We start from the raw sequence: 18867 nt of genomic DNA, 5'->3' as shown, positions 1-18867 counted from the left end.
AAGCCCGGCGGACGTGCAAAGCCACGAGGTCGGTAGCGAAGCGCAACCATGAAAGGACAGCACATGAGCCAGCACGACCAATCCGGCCGGCAAGACACCCGCGGCAGCGAGGAGGGCCGGTCGGGTCAAGGCCACCGGCAGCACGAACAGGGTGGCTACAGCGCCGGCCAGCGCACCGACGCCGGCAGCACCTACGGCGACTACAACGGCGGCCGCCAGGTCAGCGCCCAGGACATGGCCGGCGGCGCCTACGGCCGCGGCATGGGCAATGACGCCAACTACGGCGGCTCGCAAAGCGACCAGTGGAGCGGCCGCAGCGACTTCGGCGCGCAGCAGCAGGCGCAGCACTGGGGCGGCGGCTCCCACGAGCAGGGCAGCCCCTTCGGCAGCGGCCTGGGACGCCTGGGCCCCACCGACCAGGGCGGCCTGCAAGGCGGCCAGCGCCACCAGCAAGGCGGTACCTACCAGGGCGGCAACCAGCAGCACCAGCAAGGCGACTGGAGCCGCCAGCAGCAAGGCGGCCAGCAGGGCCGCGGCACCGAGTACGGCGCCCACAGCCTGCACGGCGGCCATGAGGGCGCCTACCAAGGCAGCTACCAGGGCAGCGGCCAGCATGCGCAAGGCGGCAGCCTGCCCGGCCAGCAAAGCGGCGACTGGGGCCTGCAAAGCCGCAGCCACCAGGGCACCGACTACGGCTCGCACTCCATGCAGGGCGGCCATCAAGGCAGCTTCCAGGGCAGCTACCAGGGCCAGGGCAGCGGGCAGCACAGCCAGTCCGGCTCCAGCGGCCAGCAAGGCGGCCAGTGGGCGCCGCAGCGCGACTGGGGCCAGCAGGCCGGCGCGTCCAGCATCTACGGCAACCAGCACAGCCAGGCGTCCTCGCACCAGGGCGGCCAGCCATCGCAGCAGGACTGGAGCCGCCAGGGCGGCGGGCAGTACAGCCAGGGCCAGGGCGCCAACCCGGGCCAGCAGCACGGCGGCAACCAGGGCGGCTATGCCGACGACATGCGCGGCGGCATGGGCAGCAGCGGCTACGGCGCCCAAGGCGGCTATGGCGGCTACCAGGGAGGGCAGCACAGCCAGTCCGGCGGCGGCTACCAGCACACCCAGGGCGGCGAGGAAGGCCGGCAATGGGGCCAGTCCGGCCAGTCCGGCACGGGCTTCAGCACGCAGCAAAGCCAGTCCGGCGGCGGCTTCGGCGGCGGCCAGCACGCCACCAGCTTCACCGGCGGCCAGAGCGGCTCCATGAGCGGCGCCTGGGGCGGCAACCAGCAGTCCGGCCAGTGGGGCAGCCAGCACAGCGGCATGGGCGGCGGCACGGGCGGCGACTACAGCGGCCAGGGCGGACAAGGCGGCAGCCGCCAGGGCGGCATGCAGGCGGCCATCCTGGGCGGCGGCCAAGGCGGCTATGGCGACGACATGCGCAGCGCCCCCGGCCTGGGCACGGGCAGCCACCACAGCGGCTACGGCAGCGGGCTGCAGGGCAGCACCTACGGCCCCGGCATCAATGAAAACCGCTCCGGCGGCCAGCAGCAGGGCAGCCAATTCAGCGGCGGCCAGCAGGGCCCTACCCAGTCCGGCAGCTACGGCGGCCAGCACACGCAGGCCGGCGGCGGCTACGGTACCCAGGGCGGCTTCGGCAGCAACCCGCAGCACAGCCAGTCCGGCGGCATGGGAGGCCAGCAGGGCCAGGGCGGTTCCTGGAGCGGCCAGGGCGGTCAGCACAGCCAGTCCGGCTCCAGCGGCCAGCAAGGCGGCTATGGCGACGACATGCGCGGCGGCCAAGGCCAAGGCTTTACGAGCCCCCGCCAGGGCACGGACTACGGCTCGCATTCCCTGCAAGGCGGCCACCAGGGCGGCTACCAAGGCAGTTACCAGGGCAACAACCAGCACAGTCAGTCCGGTGGCGACTGGGGACAGTCGGGCAGCCCGTCCTGGGACCAGCAGCACCGCGGCTCCACCTGGGGCCAGCAGGGCGGCCAGCAGGGCAGCTCGCAGTACGGCGCCTCCGGCGGTGGCCAGCAAGGCGGCCCCTCGCCCAGCAGCTACGGCGGCGGCAGCCACCAGGCCAGCCAGTTCAGCGGCAACCTGCACCAGCAGGGCGGCGGCTCAAACCTGGGCTCGCAGGGCTTCGAAGGCTCGCAAGGCCGCGGCTACGGCGGCCCGCAAGGCACGGTGTCCCAAGGCAGCCAGCACGGCACGCAAGGCGGCCAGGGCTCGCATGACGAGCACTTCGACCCCGAGTACCAGCAGTGGCGCACCGAGCAGATGCGCAGCCTGGACGACGACTACCGCAGCTGGCGCCAGGACCGCTACAAGCGGTTCAGCGACGAGTTCAGCCAGTGGCGCTCCAGCCGCACCGGGCAGCAAGGCAGCGCTTCGCAGGGTGGCACCGGCTCGCAAGGCGGCGGCAGCCTGCCAAGCGGCAGCGGCCTGCACGGCAGCGCCAGCCCCATGAGCAGCGGTGGCAGCAGCACGCACAGCACCAGCAGCCAGAGCGCGGGCGGCGGCTTGGGCGCGGCCTCCGGTGGCCTGGGCGCCGAGCGCTTCGGCAACCAGGGCACGCCGGGCACCATGGGCTCGCAGTCCGGCTCGGCCGGGGGCGAGGCCAGCGCCTCCTCCACCGGCGGCATGAGCCAGAGCAGCGCCGGCATGGGGGCCAGCCTGTCCTCGCTGGACAGCAGCGCCGGCACCTCGGACCTGAGCCGCGGCAGTGACGGCGACCGCGCCCTGGGCAGCACCGGCAGCGGCGCCTCCGGCTCCGGCGGCCTGTCCGCCGGCAGCATGGGGGCCACCGGCAGCAGCGGCGGCGGCACGGGCAGCAGCGCCACAGGCGGCAGCGGCACGTCCGGCGCCGGTCTGGGCAGTGGCAGCGGCTCGTCGCTGACGGCCGGCGGCGGCAGCACGGGCGCGGGCATGGGCTCCAGCCTGTCCACGGCGGAAACGTCCGGCAGCGGCAAGTCCTCGTCCTCCAGCCTGGCCTCCAGCGGCTCCGGCGGCACGGGCAGTTCTTCAGCGGCGGGGCTGACCACCGCGGGCGGCAGCGGCAGCACCGCGTCCAAGAGCAGCGGCGCCGGGTCGGCCGGCAGCAGCGGCACGAGTGCTTCCGGCAGCGCCTCCAGCGGCGGCGGCAAGGCCGCGGGCCTGCCCAGCGGCAGCAGCAGCCTGAACAGCGGCATGACGGGGCCGGCCTCCACGGGCACGACCGCCAGCGCCGGCGGCGCCGCCAAGGGCAGTGGCAGCTCGGCCACCTCCATAGGCTCGGCCGGCAGCAGCAGCGCGGGCGCGCCGGGGTCCTCGACCGGCAGTTCCGGCGGCGGCAAGCGCTGAAGGTGACGATGGCGGCGCGCCTCCCGGCGCCGCCACCGCAGGCAGGCGCCCCACCGGGGCGCCTTTTTCATGGCGCGTGCCGGCGGATGAGGTGGCGTGGGCGGCAGGACGGTCCGGGAAACTTTGCAGCGTCAGCCGCCAGCCGATGAGCCGCGCTCTCTACCGCGTCATCCCCGCGCAGGCGCACTGCTGCCCGGGGAAAGTGGACAAGCGCCAGCCGGAGACAGACCCGCAGCGCCCCCCGAGTCGTCATTCCCGCGAAGGCGGGAATCCAGGCAGCCCCCAAGCTGGCCGCCAGCTCATGGGCCGACGTCACAAGGACCCAGACCGCGCTTTTCCTGCGTTGCCCCTTCGCTCTGGCGTGGGGCCGCCTAGATTCCCGCCTGCGCGGGAATGACGAAGTGGGATGCGGCGCCTTGGCTCACGAGCGCTATGGAAACCGACTGTTCCCAGGCAGCAATGGGCCTGCGCGGGATAACAGCCCGCTCGCCACATGGCCCACAAGTTCGCCGTTACGTCGCCCCCTGCCGCCCCCCAAGGCCATGCCCGCCCAAGGCAAAGTGCCGCCATGAGATACAGGGCCATGCGGCCCGTGTCCCGTCAGTTGCTTCGCCCAGGAAGTCGTATGAAACGTGTTCCCCGTGCCTTCAACCGGCTGCTGCAGCGCCGCCGTGCGCTGCTGCTGAGCGTGGCCGCGTTGGGCGCGCTGCAGCCGCGCCACGCCCGCGCGGCGGCGCTGCCCTCGCCCGCCGCCACCGCGCGCGAGCGGCCCGCCGCGGGAGCGCTTGAAAGCCAGCCTGGCGCCGTGCTCATGGCCATAGGCGGCAACGAGGACAGGCGCGACGACATGGCCGTGCTGCGCCGCTTTCTGCACCACTGCGGCGGTCCGCGGGCGCGCATCGTCGTCCTCACCGCCGCCAGCGCCGTGCCGCAACTGCTGTGGGCGGGCTACGAGCGCGCCTTCACGGCGCTGGGCGTGCAGCGCTGCGTGGAGCTGGGCCTGGCCTCGCGCGAGGAGGCGGATTCGCCCGCGGCGGTGCGCGAGATCCTCGCGGCCGACGGCATCTTCATGACCGGCGGCGACCAGCGCCGGCTGCTCGCCGTGCTCGCCGGCAGCGCCGTGGCCGAGGCCATGCGCCGCGCCCGCGCGCAGCGCGGCGTGTGCATCGCCGGTACCAGCGCGGGCGCGGCGGCGCTGTCGCGCCAGATGCTGGCCGGCGGCCGCGCGCCGCTGCTGCCGGAAAAGGACGTGGCCCTGCTGGACGAGGGCCTGGACCTGCTGCCCGGCGCCATCGTCGACCAGCACTTCTCCGAGCGCCGCCGCCTGGCGCGGCTGATGTCGGCCGTGGCCCGCCACCCGCACCTGCTGGGCGTGGGCGTGGACGAGGACACGGCGCTGGTGGTGGAGCGCGGCGCCATAGAGGTGGTGGGCGCCGGCGCCGTGACCTTGCTGGATGGGCGCCACATGGGCTCCAGCATCGAGCGCGCCCAGCCCGGCGAGCGCCTCACGCTGGCAGGCCTGCGCATCCACGTGCTGCAGGCGGGCCAGCGGCTGGCGCTGGACGGCGCACAGGCCACCGTGGCCGCACCGGGTTTGAAGGAAGCCGTGGAGGTGCTGACGCGGGCGGTTTGAACTGCCCCCGCCCCCGCCCCCGCCCCCAAGCGAAAACGCCGCCGGACCTCCTCGGCCCGGCGGCGTTTTCGGGAGTGCCGGCCGGCCCCGGCGCTCCCACTCACACCCGGAAAAACAGGCTTGCGCTCACGCGTGCTTGCGCCGCCGCTCCACGGCCTCGATGCGCAGCGTCTGGCGGTACTTGGTGACGGTGCGGCGCGCCACCACCAGGCCCTGGCGCGCGAGCTGGCGGGCGATCTCGGCGTCCGACAGCGGCGCCTCGGCCTTCTCGGCCTCGATCATGTCCTTGATCAGCCCGCGTATGGCCGTGGCCGAGCAGGTGCCGCCGCCGGCCGTGGCCATGGCGCGCGAGAAGAAATACTTCAGCTCGAACACGCCCAGCGGCGTGGCCATGTACTTGTTGTTGGTCACGCGCGAAACCGTGGATTCGTGCAGGCCCACCTCGTCGGCAATCTCGCGCAGGCCCAGCGGCTTCATGGCCATGGCGCCGTACTCCAGGAAGTGGCGCTGCCGGTTCACGATGGCCTGCGCCACGCTCACGATGGTCGAGAACCGCTGCTCCACGTTGCGCACCGTCCAGCGCGCCTCCTGCAGGTGCGCCGCCAGCTCCGCGTGCATGCCGTTGCGGTGGCGCTGGAACAGCTCGGCATAGACGCGGTTCAGGCGCACCTTGGGGACGATGGCGGGGTTGAGCGTGGCGATCCACTGCCCGCGCACCTTGCGCACGATCACGTCCGGCGTCAGGTACTGGATGTTGGCCGCGCCATAGCGCCAGCCCGGGCGCGGGTCCAGGCGGCGGATGCGGGCGCACACGGCCTCCACCTCCTCCACCGGGCGCGACAGGAAGCGCGAGAGCGTGTTCACGTCCTTGGCCGCCAGCGCGTCCAGCTTCTCGCTGATGACGGCCTGCGCCAGCGCGCGCTGGTGCGAGCACTCGAAGCTGGGCAGCTGCAGCAGCAGGCACTCCTGCACGCTGCGCGCGGCCACGCCCGCGGGCTCCAGCGACTGCACGCGTTTCAAGGCGATCTGCAGCTCCTCCAGCGTGGCCAGCGGGTCCATCTCGCAGAACTCCACCAGCTCGTCCAGGCCCACGCGCAGGTAGCCGTCGTCGTCCAGCGACTCCACGATGGCCTTGGCCAGCGCCAGGTCGCGCGCCGTCAGCGGCAGCAGGTTCAACTGCCCATGCAGATGCTCGGCCAGCGAGGTCTGCACGGCCATGGTGTCCATCAGGCTGAGTTCGCCGTCCTCGCGCTTGCGGTTGCTGCTGCTGCCGTCGGCCTGCCAGCTGTCGCGCTCGGTGTCGCGCTCCATCCCGCTGTCGGAGCTGCCGTAATCAGGGGTTTCACTCGTCTCGGGCACGGTGACGCTGGTCAGCGCGTCAGCGGCCAGCGGCGCGCCTTCGTTGTCCGGGGCGGCCGGGGTTTCCTCGCTTTCGTCAGCCTCCAGAAAAGGATTGCGGCCCAACGCTTCCTGAACTTCCTGCGCGAAATCCAGTGAAGAAAGCTGCAGCAGCCGAACGGCCTGCTGCAGACGCGGAGACAAAGCCTGCTGCTGCCGGTGCTCGGTGCGAAGCACGGGTGCGTTCATCCAAGTACTCCTCTTTCGTTATCCGGCACCTCACGCGGCACCGTTGCAGGCACTCAGTCCGCAGACTTCGTGCCAGCTTTGCTCAAGCGAACGCATCCGGTTGCAATTGACAAGAACTTTCCGCGCCGCCACCCATAACCACGGGCAAGTTTCCTCACACCGTGTGTTTCCGGGGGTCTGCATTTCGTTAACAAAAAAATTGGCGGAGGGAGAAAGCTCCCTCCACCAGTCACGGGGGACGGCCGGCGGGCAACAGCTTTGCCGCAAGCGCTGCGGCGACGCGGCAGGAAGGTTCAGCGCGTGCGCTTGGGCGGCGGGCTGGTGGTGCCGGGCGTGACCTGCCGGTGGTAGGCCGGATCGGTGGCGTGGCCGTAGCTGGTGTCGGGCAGCCCGGCCTGGGCGTCGGCATAGGCCTGCTGCGCTTCCTGCGTCTCGGTATTGGCGCCGGGCTGCTGCTCGTGGGCCGACTCGTCGTGCTCGTGGGGCAGCCGCGGCCCCGGGGCGCCGCCCTTGGAGGACTGCGTCACGCCGTGGCCCGGGCGGGCGTCGGCCGGCTGGCTTGCAGCGCCCTGGGTCACGGCGGTGTCGGCGCCTTCAGGGGTCTGCGCGGGCGCCTGCTGGGGGCTGTGGTGGATGTTGGGCATGTGGGCTCCTGGGAAGCCCCGGAAACGGCCCGGGGCGGTGTGGTCTTGCGCGGTGCGCCGCCTTGGTGGCAGGCGTTTTCAACCGCGGTCGGTGGTTGAGCCGGCAGCTTTCATTCCCACGGTTTGGGGCACGTCGATTGCCGAAACCAGACTTGTCACGAAATCAACTCCAACCAGGAGCTCCACATGCCCACCACCGAAAAGACCGCGCCCCGCGCCGGCAGTGCCGCCGCCGCCCGCGAGGACGTGCTCAACATGCTCATCGCCGACCACAAGCGCGCCAAGAAGTCCTTCAAGGACTTCGAGAAGCTGGACGCGCAAAAGCAGGCCGACGCGTGCAAGGAGCTCGTCGAGCAGACCTGCGCCGAGCTGCAGGTGCACACCACGCTGGAGGAGGAAATCTTCTACCCGGCCGTGCGCCAGGCGCTCAAGGAGCAGGACCTGCTGGACGAAGCCGAGGTCGAGCACGCATCGGCCAAGCAGCTCATCGAGCAGTTGCAGTCCATGCAGCAGCAAGGCCAGCTCGACGGCAAGTTCTCCGCCACCTTCACCGTGCTCGGCGAGTACGTGAAGCACCACATCAAGGAAGAGGAAGGCGAGCTCTTCGAGCAGTGCGAGAAGGCCGGGACCAAGATCGATTGGGCGGCCCTGGGCGAGCAGATGAAGGCGCGCAAGGCCGAGCTGATGGAGGAGCTGCTGCCGCAGCCCGCCGTCGCCGCCGACCAGCGCAACCAGGCCTGACGCAGCCCGTGCGCCGCAGGCCGGGAACTCCCCGGCCTCTGCGGCTGAACCAGCAACCCAAGGAGCCGCCATGCCTTCGCCGACCGCCGCCTCGCCGCTGCCCCCTCTTGTCGTGTTCTGCCACCTGCGCTGGGGTTTCGTGTACCAGCGGCCGCAACACCTGCTCTCGCGCCTGTCGGAGCACTACCGCGTGCTCTTCGTCGAGGAGCCCGTGCACTGCGAGGGCGAGCCGCGCCTGGACCGCGTGCCGCAAGGCTCCAACCTGGAGGTGCTGGTGCCGCGCACGCCGGTGACGGCCCCCGGCTTCCACGATGACCAGTTGAGCGTGCTCAAGCCGCTGCTGGCCGAGTTCATGCGCCAGGAGGCCATAGAGGACAGCCTGGTCTGGTTCTACACGCCCATGGCGCTGCCGCTGGTGGCCGCGCTCAAGCCCCGCGCCGTGGTCTACGACTGCATGGACGAGCTCTCGGCCTTCAAGAACGCGCCCAAGCAGTTGCGCCAGCGCGAGAACGCGCTGATGAAGATGTCCAGCGTGGTCTTCACCGGCGGCCCGGCCCTGTTCGAGGCCAAGCGCCCGCTGCACCCCAACGTGCACTGCCTGCCCAGCTCGGTGGACGTCCACCACTTCGCGCCGCAGCGGCTGCGCGCCGACAGCGCCGAGGCGCAGGAGGCGCAGCGGCTGCAGGCCCACATCCCGCCGGGGCCGCGGCTGGGCTTCTACGGCGTGATCGACGAGCGGCTGGACCTGGCGCTCGTCGCCGCCGTGGCCGATGCCCACCCCGAGTGGCAGCTCGTCATGGTGGGGCCCGTGGTCAAGATCGACCCCGCCTCGCTGCCGCAGCGGCCCAACATCACCTACCTGGGCATGCAGAGCTACGCGCTGCTGCCGCACCTGATGGCGCCATGGGACCTCTGCCTCATGCCCTTCGCGCTCAACGAGTCCACGCGCTTCATCAGCCCGACCAAGACGCTGGAATACATGGCCGGCGAAAAGCCCGTGGTCTCCACCGCCGTGCGCGACGTGGAAGTGCCCTACGGCGGGATCGTGCGCATAGGCCGCGACCCCGTGGACTTCATCCAGGGCTGCGAGGAGATGCTGGCGCTGAGCGAGGCCGAGCGCCGGCTGCTGGTGGGCCGCATGCAGGAGGCGCTGCGCAAGGTGTCCTGGGACCGCAGCGCGCGCACCGTGGCGCGACTGCTGCGCCAGGCGCTGCGCGCGTCCACGGCCGACTCGCCCGCCGCGCTGCGCGAGTTCGCCGGCCTGGCCCCCGCCGAAGGTTTCAGCAGCACCAGCGCCGCCACGCCGGTGGTGCGCACGGCGGGCGCCTCGCAGCCGCCGGCCGTGCGCCACATGGTCATAGGCGCCGGGGCCACGGGGTTGTCGGCCGCCTACCACCTGGGCCTGCACGACGAGGGGCACGATACGCTGGTGGTCGAGCGCGAGGAGCACGTGGGCGGCGGCTGCCGCTCGGTGCACCAGCAGGGCTACACCTTCGACCACGGCGCCCACGTGCTGCAAAGCGGCGACCCGGAGGTGAAGGCGCTGGCCGAGCGGCTGCTCGGCGACAACCTGCACTGGCTGCCGCCTCGCGTGCGCCACGTGGAGCAGCCCGCGCCGCAGGTGGGCCTGCCCCCGCTGCGCGCGGACCGCGACTTCGGCTACCCGCTGCACGGCGGCTTCCAGGCGCTGATGGACGCCTTCCTGCCCAAGCTGGACTGCGAGCTGGCGCTCAAGACCACGCTGCTGCACCTGTCGCCCTCGCGGCGCACGGTGCGGCTGGACGACGGGCGCTCGCTGCGCTTCGACACGCTCATCAGCACCATCCCGCTGCCCGCGCTGGTGCAGGCCTGCGGCGAGGAGGCCCCGGCCGAGCTGCGCAACGGCGCGCGAACGCTGCGCCAGGGTTCGTTGCGCTGCGTGAACCTCGGCATCGGCCTGGCGCCGGGCCGAGAAAAGCTCACCGACGCGCACTGGATGGAGGTGCCGGCCGGCACGGTGTTCCAGCGCGTGTTCGTCCAGGGCAACGCCAGCGCGCACAACAACGCGCCGGGCGGCTTCGCGCTCTCGTGCGAGATTGCCTACGGGCCGGACCAGCCCCTGCCCTGCGAGGGCGCGGCGCTGATAGACCGGGTGATTGCCGACTGCCGCCGCATCGGCCTGTTCTCCAGCGCCGACCCCGTGCACTTCGCCTCGCAACTGGACCTGCCCTGCGCGCGGGCGCTGCCGGACGCGGCGCAGCAGGCCGCGCTGCTGCTGATACGGCAGTGGTTCGGCGAGCACGGCATCGTCCTGGCCGGCCACCACGGCCGCTGGCAGGCCGAGGGCGCGCCCCACGCCTTCACCGCCGGACGCCAGGCGGCCGAATTGGTGATGACGCTGCTGCGCCAGCGCGGCGCGTTGACCACCACGGCGCTGCAGCAGGCGGGCTGACCAGCCCGTGCGCGACAGGGCGCCGCGGCCGGCCGGCCGCGGCGTCAAAGCTTCTCGGCCAGATCGCGCACTTTTTCCAGCCACCGCGCGCGCCGGGGCGACGAAGAGCCCATCACGGGCCCAAGCGCCAGCGTGCGCACTGGCCGCACGCCGCAAAACTCCAGGGTGTTCCTTTTCAATTGCCTGAGCCCGGGCGCCAGGTAAAGCCAACGGAAATACCAGGGCGGCGTGTCCATGGTCGCGACGATGTGCGCGGAACGCCCTTTCAGCAATTTCTCCGGGAAATAATTTCCGGGCTGATACTCAAAGGCAAATCCGGGCAGCAGCACCCTGTCCAGAAAACCCTTGAGCACCGCCGGCACGCTTCCCCACCAGATGGGATAGATGAAAGTCAGGTGCTCCGCCCAGCGCAGGGCTGCCTGGGCCATTGCCAAATCCGGCTCCAGCGGCTGCACGCTGCGGTAGCCCCCGTGCAGCACGGGATCGAATTGCAGCATGTTCAGGTTGAGAACCCTGACCTGGTGGCCGAAATACCGCGCGTGGCCCACATAGGCCTCGGCGAGCGCAGCGCCATAACATCCCGTTGGCGCATGTGCCGCAATCACCAAAACCCGCCTGCTGCCCATTTCGCGCACATCCCATGCCTTTGAAATCGGCGCGGAGTGTGAACTCTGTCCCTAGGGGCAGAGTCAAGCCGGGCGTGCCCAATTTTTCACACCGCGAGCAGATCGCAATCCTGCGAAGGATTCACCGGCGGCGTGCTGAGGCATTGGGCCAACTCTTCCAGCACCAAGCCGATGTGCACATCGAGTTGCTCCAGCCTTTCGATTTCCTGGCGTAGGGCCCGCTGCTTTTGCTTGAGGAATCCGACGACCTCGTCCCGGTCCGGTCCGCCATCGCGGCACGTCAGCACGGGCTGCAGCTCGGCCAGCTTGAAACCCAGCAGTTGGGCATGGCGTATGAGCTGCACCTGCATCACGTGCTGCTCTGAATAAATCCGGTAGGCACCGCGGCGCTGCACGCCATAAAGCAGGCCCATGGATTCATAAAGCCGTATGGCCTTCGGGCTGGCGCCTGTGGCTTGGGAAAGGGAACCGATGTACATGGCACAACAGACGACTGGCACGACGAATTGATTTTATACGGCCGGATTGAAGTTGGAATTCATGCCAGCCTTTACTTGAACCTCTTTGCCGAAATCAATACGCCATACGCCGAAGCAAACACAGACCACCAACCATTACGTCATGCCCGCGAAAGCGGGTATCCACGCGCACCGGGGCGGTGCCCTGGAAACACCGGCGCAATGCAATACAACCCGACGGCAAAACCTCGGCAATCGTGGATGCCCGCTTTCGCGGGCATGACGGAATGGAGTGCCTGCACTTGTGCCGCAAGGCAGGCATTTACCAACGATCCAATGACCGCCGCATCCGGCAAATCGGCAAATCGGCAAATCGGCAAATCGGCAAATCATCCTTCCAGCAATTTCCCGGAAACCCATTCCACCGCCACCCGCGCCGCCTCTTCCAAACAGCCATCCTCTTCGAACAAATGCGAAGCGCCGGGAATGATGATCAGCTCGCAGCGATTTCCCAATTGCGCCTGAGCCTGCCGGTTCAACGCCAGCACCTCGGTATCGCGCTCGCCCACGATCAACAACACCGGGATTTGCAGCGACTCCAGCGCCGCCCCGGCCAGATCCGGCCGCCCGCCGCGCGAGACCACGGCGCGTATGGCGGGCAAGTGGTGCGCGGCCAGCAGCGCGGCAGCGGCGCCCGTGCTCGCACCCAGGCAGGCCAGCGGCAGGTGGGCCGTGCGCTCGTCCTGCGCCAGCCACTGCGCAAACGCCACCAGCCGCGCCGCCAGCAGCGGGATGTCGAAGGTGTTGCGGCGGTCCAGCACCTCCATGGCGTTGAGCATGTCCGCGCGCAGCGAGGCGAAGCCCGCCTGCGCCAGCACCTGCGCCGTGTGGCGCTGGCGCGGGCTGAGGTGGTCGCTGCCGCTGCCGTGGGCAATCAGCACCAGGCCGCGCGGCTGCGGCGGCAACACCAGCAGGCCCGGCAGGCCGTGCGGTGGCAGCGTCACGAGTTGTTCGTCCGCGGGGGTGGCGACGGTGGCAGGCGTGGCTTTCATGGCGGGGCTCCTTGCTGCAAGTTGAGGTTCAGGCACCGGAGACGCTGCGGGCAGTCATGGCGGCTTGCGCCAGCAGGCGCACCACCTCGTCGTCGTCGACCTGCGCGAAGTCGTCGTAGAAGCGGCCCACGGCACCCAGGTCGTGGGGCTGCAGCGGGCAGACGATGTCGGACGCCGGCAGCGGCAATTGCGCCACCGTCTGCGGCGGCGCCACAGGCACCGCCAGCACGACGCGCGCCGCCCCGGCGTGCGACAGCGCCTGCAGTGCCGCGCGCACGGTGCCGCCGGTGGCGATGCCGTCGTCCACCAGGATCACCTCGCGCCCGGCCGCCACCGGCGGCGGCCGGCCCTCACGCAGCCGCAGCCGCTGCTCGGAGATGCACGCCAACTGCCGCGCCATCTCGCCTTCCAGGTATTCGTCCGACAGGTGCAGGCGCCGCACCAGCTCGGCGTTGAGCACGCGCCGCGGCGGGTCGCCCTCCACCACCGCCCCCAAGCCCAGCTCGGGGTTGCCCGGCGCGCCCAGCTTGCGCACCAGCAGGATGTCCAGCGGCGCCTGCAGCGCCTGGGCGATTTCGAAAGCGACGGGCACGCCCCCGCGCGGCAGCGCCAGCACCAGGGGCTGCGCGCCCGTCCAGGGCATGAGGAGTTGGGCCAGGCGGCGGCCGGCGTCGCGGCGGTCGCGGTACAGGAGTTCGGGCATGGCACTTCACGTCGGTCCCCGCGCATACGGCAAGGCCGGTGCCTTGAAGGCGGCGCTTGCCGCCGCCCCGGGCTTCCTGCCCCGCCGCCGGTCTTGCCGCGCGGTTGATGACAGACTGCGCCGCACCGCCTGCATCGGATTGCGACAGATCAGCCCAATGCGGTATCCAAAAGCATCATCAGTACGAAACCGATGACCAGGCCCATGGTGGCGTGGCCTTCGTGGCCGGCGCGGTGGGACTCGGGAATGACCTCGTGGCTGATGACGAACAGCATGGCCCCGGCCGCGAAAGCCAGGCCCCAGGGCAGCAGCCCCGCCGACAGGCCCATCACCGCCGCGCCCAGCACGGCGCCCACGGGTTCGATGGCGCCGGAGATGGCGCCCAGGAACACGGAGAAGCCTCGCGAATAGCCCACGCCCTGCAGCGCCAGCGCGATTACCAGACCCTCGGGCACGTCCTGTATGGCGATGCCCGTGGACAACGCCGCCGCGCTCACCGCACTGGTGCCCCCGAAGGCCACGCCCATGGCCAGCCCCTCCGGCAGGTTGTGCAGCGACACGGCGAACACGAACAGCCAGGTGCGCTTGAGGGCGTGCGCGCGGGGGTTGTCGCGTTCGAAGCCCTTGATGAAGTGCTCGTGCGGCAGCCAGCGGTCCAGCGCCAGCAGCAGCAAGGCGCCCAGCAGGATGCCGCCGCCCACGACGGCCCCGGCCTCCCAGGGCCCGGCGCCTTGCGCCTGCGCCGCGCGCAGGCCCGGGATGGTGAGCGAGAAGGCGCAGGCCGCCAGCATCACGCCCGCGCCGAAGCCCAGCAGCGTATCGCGCGTGCGCGTGGAGCTTTGCTGCGCCAGCAGCACGGGCAGCGTGCCCAGGGCGGTGGCCGCGGCGGCGATGCTGCCGGCCAGCAGCGCCTGGCGCACGGGCAAGGGCCAGTCGGCCAGCGACTGCCACACCAGCACGCCGCCGGCGATGCAGCCCGCCGCGAACAGCAGCAGTCCCAAGCGCTGGCGCGGCTTGAGGGCCGCGGACGGGGCCGCCCGCGCGGCGGCGGCCGCTGTTGAGGAGCGCTGCTCCGCGGCCATGGCGCATCAGCCTTGCTGGCGGCCGGACTTGGGCGGCTGCGAGGCCTGCGGCGACTGCGGCGCCGTGCCGTCGCTGCCCAGCTCGGCGCCGGTGATGGGGTCGCCGGTCTGCAGCGAGGCCGTGCGCGCCATGAGCTGCTGGGCGATCTTGGCCTCGGTGGAGGTCAGCCGCACGTCGAAGCCGCCGCCCGCGCCGTCCACGCCGATCTGCTGGCCGCGCTCGCTCACGACGTTGAAGTGCTCCTCGCTGTTCCAGGGCCCGCGCGCGTTGCCCTCGCCCTGCGACATGTCGTAGTAGACCTGCGAGAACTGCGGCATCCCGGGCAGCTTGCCCGGCGGGAAGTTGCCCTGGATGGAGTACAGCGCCTTCTCGAACTGCTGCTGGTGGGCGATCTCGCGCGTCATCAGGAAGCCCAGGGCCTCCTTGACGCCGGCGTCGTCGGTGAGGTTGATGAGGCGCTCGTAGAGGATCTTGGCGCGCGCCTCGGCGGCGATGTTGGAGCGCAGGTCGGCCGTGGGCTCGGTGATGGTGTCGATGTACGCGGCGGTCCAGGGCACGCCCGCGGAGTTGGTGAGCGGGGCACCGGCGCCGTAGAGCACCTGGGTGATGTGCGAGTCGTTGCCGCGGCCGGAGATCTTGCGGTAGAGATCGCCCTCCTCGTCCAGGCCCTCGGCGACCTCGCCCTTGGCGCCTTTGTTGAGCATGCACACGAGGGTGCCAATCACTTCGAGGTGGCTAAGCTCCTCGGTGGCGATGTCTATGAGCATGTCGCGGCGGCCCGGGTCGTCCTCGCCCAGGTACTGCGTGAAGTAGCGCGCCGCGGCGGCCAGCTCGCCCTGCGGGCCGCCGAACTGTTCGAGCAGCAGGTTGGCCAGACCGGGGTTGGTCTCGTTGACGCGGACCGTGTACTGAAGGGCCTTGTTGTGGGCAAACATCCTGGTGACTCCTTGGGGAGGCCGGCGCGCCGCGTCGGCCAGGGTTCATGCGAAGTAAGCGATGGGGAAAGCGGCTGCCACCTGAGCCGCCCGCAACGGTGGTGCGGGGGCCCAGGCGCGTCAGGCACTCGAAGAGGATTTCGGCAAGCCCCATACCTTGGGGGGATAGACCCGTCTTCCCCCGGAAATGCCTGGGCTCCGGCCCCTGCATGGCGCTGCCGGGAGCGGGATTTGCCTTGAGGGCGTCGGAATCGCCGGCGCAGGGCCGGAGACCATGACCAGGAGGAATTTCCCCATGTCCAAGCGCATGTCGCCTTTTGCCGCCACCGTGATGGCCGTGAGCCTGCTGTTTGGCGCCGCCGGTTGCGCCGTCACCAGTGGCCAGAGCACGGTGGGCCAGTACGTCGATGACGCCACCATCACCACGCGCGTGAAGGCGCGCATGGCCAAGGATCCCAAGGTCAGCGCCATGCGGCTGAACGTGGACACGCTCAACGGCGTGGTGCAGCTCTCCGGCTTCGCCACCAGCGAGGCCGAGCGCGTCGAGGCCGGCCGCCTCGTCCGCGAAGTGCCGGACGTGAAGGACGTGCGCAACAACATCGTGGTGCGCGCGCCGCAGTAAGCAAACCTTTTGGCAGGCGGTGCAGGCGCTTTTCAGTGCCGCCGCGCCCGCCCTGCGGGTGGCGTGGGCACGGTGCGCTGCGCCACGCCGCCGCCCGGTTGCCCGGGCAACCGGCGTGATGGTTGAGCCGGCGCCGGATGCGGCGCGGCAGCCGCGCCCGCCGCAGGGCCCTGGGGGCCTGGTGCGCGGGAGGCCTGGGCACCGTGGTGCCCGCCCTGTACCGCGCCGTGATGCACCCCGTGCATCCCTTGCGCTCCATGCCCCCCGTGCGCCTGCGCCAGGCGCTGGCGCCGTGCGTCCCATTCGCGCCCAAGCGCGGCGCCGAAGAGCAGGATTTGCGACGAGTAATACACCCACAGCATGACCACCACGAAGGAGCCCGCCGCGCCGTAGCTGGAGGCCACCGACGCGCGGCCCAGGTACATGCCGATGAACGTCTTGCCGAAGACGAAGAGCCCGGCGCTGAAGGTGGCGGAGATGATCAGGGCGCGGCGCGAGGGCGCCTCGTCCGGCAGCCAGCGCAGGATGGCGCTGAAGGCCACGCTCAGCACCAGGAAGGACAGGCCCAGCTCCGACACCCGCGCCAGCACCGCCAGCGCCGGGTAGCGCGCCGACACCGCCGACAGCACGCCGGCCAGCACCGCGCTCACCAGCAGCGACACGATCAACAGGAAGCCGAAGCCCAGCAGCAGCGCGAAGGCCGTCAGGCGCACGCGCAGCATGGCCTGCACGCCCGTGCGCTTGGGCCGGATGTGGCCTATGGCGTTGAGCGCGCGCTGCAACTCGGCGAACACGCCCGTGGCGCCCACCAGCAGCGTGCCCAGGGCCATCACGGCCGCGAAGCCGCCGCCGGGCTCGCGCCAGGCGGCTTCGATCATGCCCTGTATGGCCTGCGCGGCCTGGGTGCCCACCAGGTCCTGGATTTGCGCCACCACCTGGCCGCGCGCGGCCTCCTGGCCGAACACCGCGCCGGCAATGGCGATGGCGATCACCAGCAGCGGCGCCATGGAAAACACCGTGTAGAAGGCGATGGAGGCCCCCAGTTGCGGGCCCGCGGCGTTGACCCATCGCTCGGCCGACGCGATGAGCCAGCACAGCGTGCGCCGCAGGGGAGAAGGCAGTTGCCGCCAGGCATGGCGGCGCCAGGTCGAGAAGCTCATGGACGGCCCCGGTGCACATGCCGTGCCCGCAGCGGCACGAAAGCTGCTCAAACGTACCCACGACCCACCTTCCGCCGAGCGAGCCGCGCATGCGCCGTTTCCCGTTCCGCGGCCGGCGCCTTCAGCGATGAGCGCCGAGCCCCTGAGTGCCCAGCCGCTGGGCCCGCCCGCCAGCAGCGCCGCCACCCCTGCGGTCACGCCCGTGGCCTCGCCCTCGCTCGCCTCGCCGCATGGGGTGGGCCGCGGCGCCGCGCGCGGGGGCTTGCGCATGGAGCCCGGCGCGGCGGAGCTGCCGGCCGCGGCCCTGGCCGCGCCGCTGACCCCGGCGCCCACGCCCTGGCACGGCAGCCCGGCCATCAAGGGGCTGCTGGCGATCGCGCTGATCTTTCTGCTGAAACTGGCGCAGCCGCTGCTGGTGCCGATGGTGGTGGCGGTGGTCCTGACGTTTTTGCTGTCGCCGCAGGTGCGCTCGCTGCGCCGGCACGGCGTGCCGGAGGTGTTGGGCGCGCTGGTGCTGGTGGCCGCGCTGCTCGGCGGCACGGTGCTGATGGGCAGCGCGCTGGTGACGCCGGCGGCGCAGTGGTGGAGCCGCGCGCCCAGCGTGATGACGGCGCTGGAGCAGCAGATAGACCGGGTGCGGCGTTCCATTCCCATCCTGGCGCCGCCGCAGCGCGAGCCCGTCTCGCGCAGCAGCGGCAACGCGCCGCCGCCCGTGGACCCCATCAAGGACCGCATCGCCAGCGAGGGCGTCACGCTCACGCGGCTGGTGCTCAGCCACGTGTTGAGCTTCGGCTTCTCGGCCGCGTCCACCGTGATCCTGCTGTATTTCCTGCTGGCCTCGGAGCACTGGATGCTCTCGCGCACGGTGGAGGCCATTCCGCGGCGGCGCACGCGGGCGCTGGTGGTGGCGGGGGTGCGCAGCGCGCAGCAGGAGATCGGCCAGTTCCTGGGCGCGCTGAGCATCATCAACTTGGGCGTGGCGCTGGCCGTGGGGGGCGCCATGGCCTACATCGGCCTGCCCAACCCGGTGCTGTGGGGCACGGTGGCCGGGGTGCTGAATTTCATCCCCTACATCGGCCCGCTGCTCAACACGCTGCTGCTGCTCACGGCCGGGCTGCTGAGCTTTGGAGACTCGGCACTGCTGGTGGCGCCCGCCGCGGCTTACCTGGGCGTGCACGCCATAGAGGCCAACGTGGTGAGCCCGATATTCGTGAGCAAGCGGCTGTCGCTGAGCCCGATATCGGTGTTCCTGTCGGTGATGTTCTGGGGGTGGCTGTGGGGCGTGGCGGGGGCGGTGCTGGCCGTGCCCATCCTGGTGGGCCTGCGCAGCGTGTGCAAACGCAACCGCCGGCTGCGGCTGCTGTGCGTCTACATGGAAGGCAGCCGGCGCCCGCCGCCCTCGCTGAAATCGCTGCTGCGGCACAAGCGGAGGCAGCCGCGGGCAGGGATGTAAGGGCGCCAGGCTTGTGGCGCGAGCCGGCCGAGGGACGCCTGTTCAACGGTGCCCAACGGCCCGCCACCCCACCAACACCCCGTTGCGATACAGGCATGCCGGCTGCTCGCAAGCCCCCGAAACCATGGCCTCGCAACACTATTCAGGCCCGGCGCGGCGGCGCGAGCGACCGTATGCCGAGCTGGAGATCGAACACCGCCACGCGCGCGTGCTGACGCAGTGCGTGGGCCAGCCGTTGTCCGCCGGCAACCGCGCGCGCTGGCTGGAAGACCCGCTGCCGGCGCTGCTGGAGGCCGTCTCGCGCACACGGCAGCAGTTGCAGATGGACCAGTCGCTGCTGCGCGACGCGCCCACGTCGCTGCACCAGGCGCTGCTGTCCGCGGCGCGGCGCGGCGTGAGCTTCGCGCTG

The 18867-nt window shown here is 71.1% G+C and carries 15 protein-coding genes and 1 pseudogene; 7 read left to right on the top strand and 9 right to left on the bottom strand.

The window, feature by feature from the left end; all coding sequences use genetic code 11:
* Positions 1 to 63: 63 nt before the first annotated feature.
* On the top strand, positions 64 to 3330 hold the full coding sequence (locus SM757_RS02140; protein ID WP_322464224.1) for a hypothetical protein: 3267 nt from the start codon (positions 64 to 66) through the stop codon (positions 3328 to 3330).
* Between the two features lie 625 nt (positions 3331 to 3955).
* On the top strand, positions 3956 to 4963 hold the full coding sequence (locus tag SM757_RS02135) for a cyanophycinase (RefSeq protein ID WP_322464223.1): 1008 nt from the start codon (positions 3956 to 3958) through the stop codon (positions 4961 to 4963).
* Positions 4964 to 5089: 126 nt separating this feature from the next.
* On the opposite strand, the gene SM757_RS02130 is transcribed toward SM757_RS02135, so the two are convergent.
* The gene (locus SM757_RS02130) at positions 5090 to 6550 is read right to left on the bottom strand and encodes an RNA polymerase factor sigma-54 (RefSeq protein WP_322464222.1); all 1461 of its coding nucleotides are present in this window, start codon (positions 6548 to 6550) and stop codon (positions 5090 to 5092) included.
* A 293-nt stretch (positions 6551 to 6843) separates the two neighbouring features.
* Positions 6844 to 7194: a hypothetical protein gene (locus SM757_RS02125; RefSeq protein WP_322464221.1), complete on the bottom strand. Its 351-nt coding sequence runs from the start codon at positions 7192 to 7194 to the stop codon at positions 6844 to 6846.
* A gap of 186 nt (positions 7195 to 7380) precedes the next feature.
* Between SM757_RS02125 and SM757_RS02120 the strand changes: the two genes are divergently transcribed.
* Positions 7381 to 7935: a hemerythrin domain-containing protein gene (locus SM757_RS02120; RefSeq protein ID WP_322464220.1), complete on the top strand. Its 555-nt coding sequence runs from the start codon at positions 7381 to 7383 to the stop codon at positions 7933 to 7935.
* Between the two features lie 70 nt (positions 7936 to 8005).
* Positions 8006 to 10366: an FAD-dependent oxidoreductase gene (locus SM757_RS02115; protein WP_322464219.1), complete on the top strand. Its 2361-nt coding sequence runs from the start codon at positions 8006 to 8008 to the stop codon at positions 10364 to 10366.
* 44 nt (positions 10367 to 10410) lie between these two features.
* Here the strand turns inward: SM757_RS02115 and SM757_RS02110 are convergent, their stop codons facing one another.
* The 6 genes from SM757_RS02110 to SM757_RS02085 form a co-directional block, all read right to left on the bottom strand.
* A complete protein-coding gene (locus SM757_RS02110; protein ID WP_322464218.1) occupies positions 10411 to 10971 on the bottom strand; it encodes an NAD(P)H-dependent oxidoreductase in 561 nt (186 codons plus the stop codon).
* Between the two features lie 107 nt (positions 10972 to 11078).
* Complete coding sequence (locus SM757_RS02105; RefSeq protein WP_322464217.1) at positions 11079 to 11471, bottom strand: MerR family transcriptional regulator; 393 nt, start codon at positions 11469 to 11471, stop codon at positions 11079 to 11081.
* Between the two features lie 368 nt (positions 11472 to 11839).
* Entirely contained in the window at positions 11840 to 12502 is a 663-nt protein-coding gene (locus SM757_RS02100; RefSeq protein WP_322464216.1) for a dienelactone hydrolase family protein, read from the bottom strand.
* 28 nt (positions 12503 to 12530) lie between these two features.
* The gene (locus tag SM757_RS02095) at positions 12531 to 13205 is read right to left on the bottom strand and encodes a phosphoribosyltransferase (RefSeq protein ID WP_322464215.1); all 675 of its coding nucleotides are present in this window, start codon (positions 13203 to 13205) and stop codon (positions 12531 to 12533) included.
* Between the two features lie 149 nt (positions 13206 to 13354).
* Positions 13355 to 14287, bottom strand: coding sequence for a ZIP family metal transporter (locus SM757_RS02090; protein WP_322464214.1), 933 nt, complete (start codon positions 14285 to 14287; stop codon positions 13355 to 13357).
* A 6-nt stretch (positions 14288 to 14293) separates the two neighbouring features.
* Positions 14294 to 15223 carry a manganese catalase family protein gene (locus SM757_RS02085; protein ID WP_322464213.1) on the bottom strand — a complete coding sequence of 310 codons (930 nt, stop codon included), beginning with the start codon at positions 15221 to 15223 and terminating at the stop codon, positions 14294 to 14296.
* 295 nt (positions 15224 to 15518) lie between these two features.
* On the opposite strand from SM757_RS02085, the gene SM757_RS02080 reads away from it, so the two are divergent.
* Positions 15519 to 15845 carry a BON domain-containing protein gene (locus SM757_RS02080; RefSeq protein ID WP_407655729.1) on the top strand — a complete coding sequence of 109 codons (327 nt, stop codon included), beginning with the start codon at positions 15519 to 15521 and terminating at the stop codon, positions 15843 to 15845.
* Positions 15846 to 15877: 32 nt separating this feature from the next.
* Here the strand turns inward: SM757_RS02080 and SM757_RS02075 are convergent, their stop codons facing one another.
* On the bottom strand, positions 15878 to 17005 hold the full coding sequence (locus SM757_RS02075) for a YihY/virulence factor BrkB family protein (RefSeq protein ID WP_322464212.1): 1128 nt from the start codon (positions 17003 to 17005) through the stop codon (positions 15878 to 15880).
* A gap of 127 nt (positions 17006 to 17132) precedes the next feature.
* Between SM757_RS02075 and SM757_RS02070 the strand changes: the two genes are divergently transcribed.
* Both SM757_RS02070 and SM757_RS02065 read left to right on the top strand, forming a co-directional pair.
* Complete coding sequence (locus SM757_RS02070; RefSeq protein ID WP_322464211.1) at positions 17133 to 18458, top strand: AI-2E family transporter; 1326 nt, start codon at positions 17133 to 17135, stop codon at positions 18456 to 18458.
* A 124-nt stretch (positions 18459 to 18582) separates the two neighbouring features.
* A pseudogene (locus tag SM757_RS02065) lies at positions 18583 to 18867 on the top strand (hypothetical protein); the annotation flags it as partial.

Source organism: Azohydromonas lata (assembly GCF_034427735.1).
GTDB classification, from domain to species: Bacteria; Pseudomonadota; Gammaproteobacteria; order Burkholderiales; family Burkholderiaceae_C; genus Azohydromonas; species Azohydromonas lata.
This window is presented reverse-complemented; position numbering and strand designations above follow the sequence as displayed.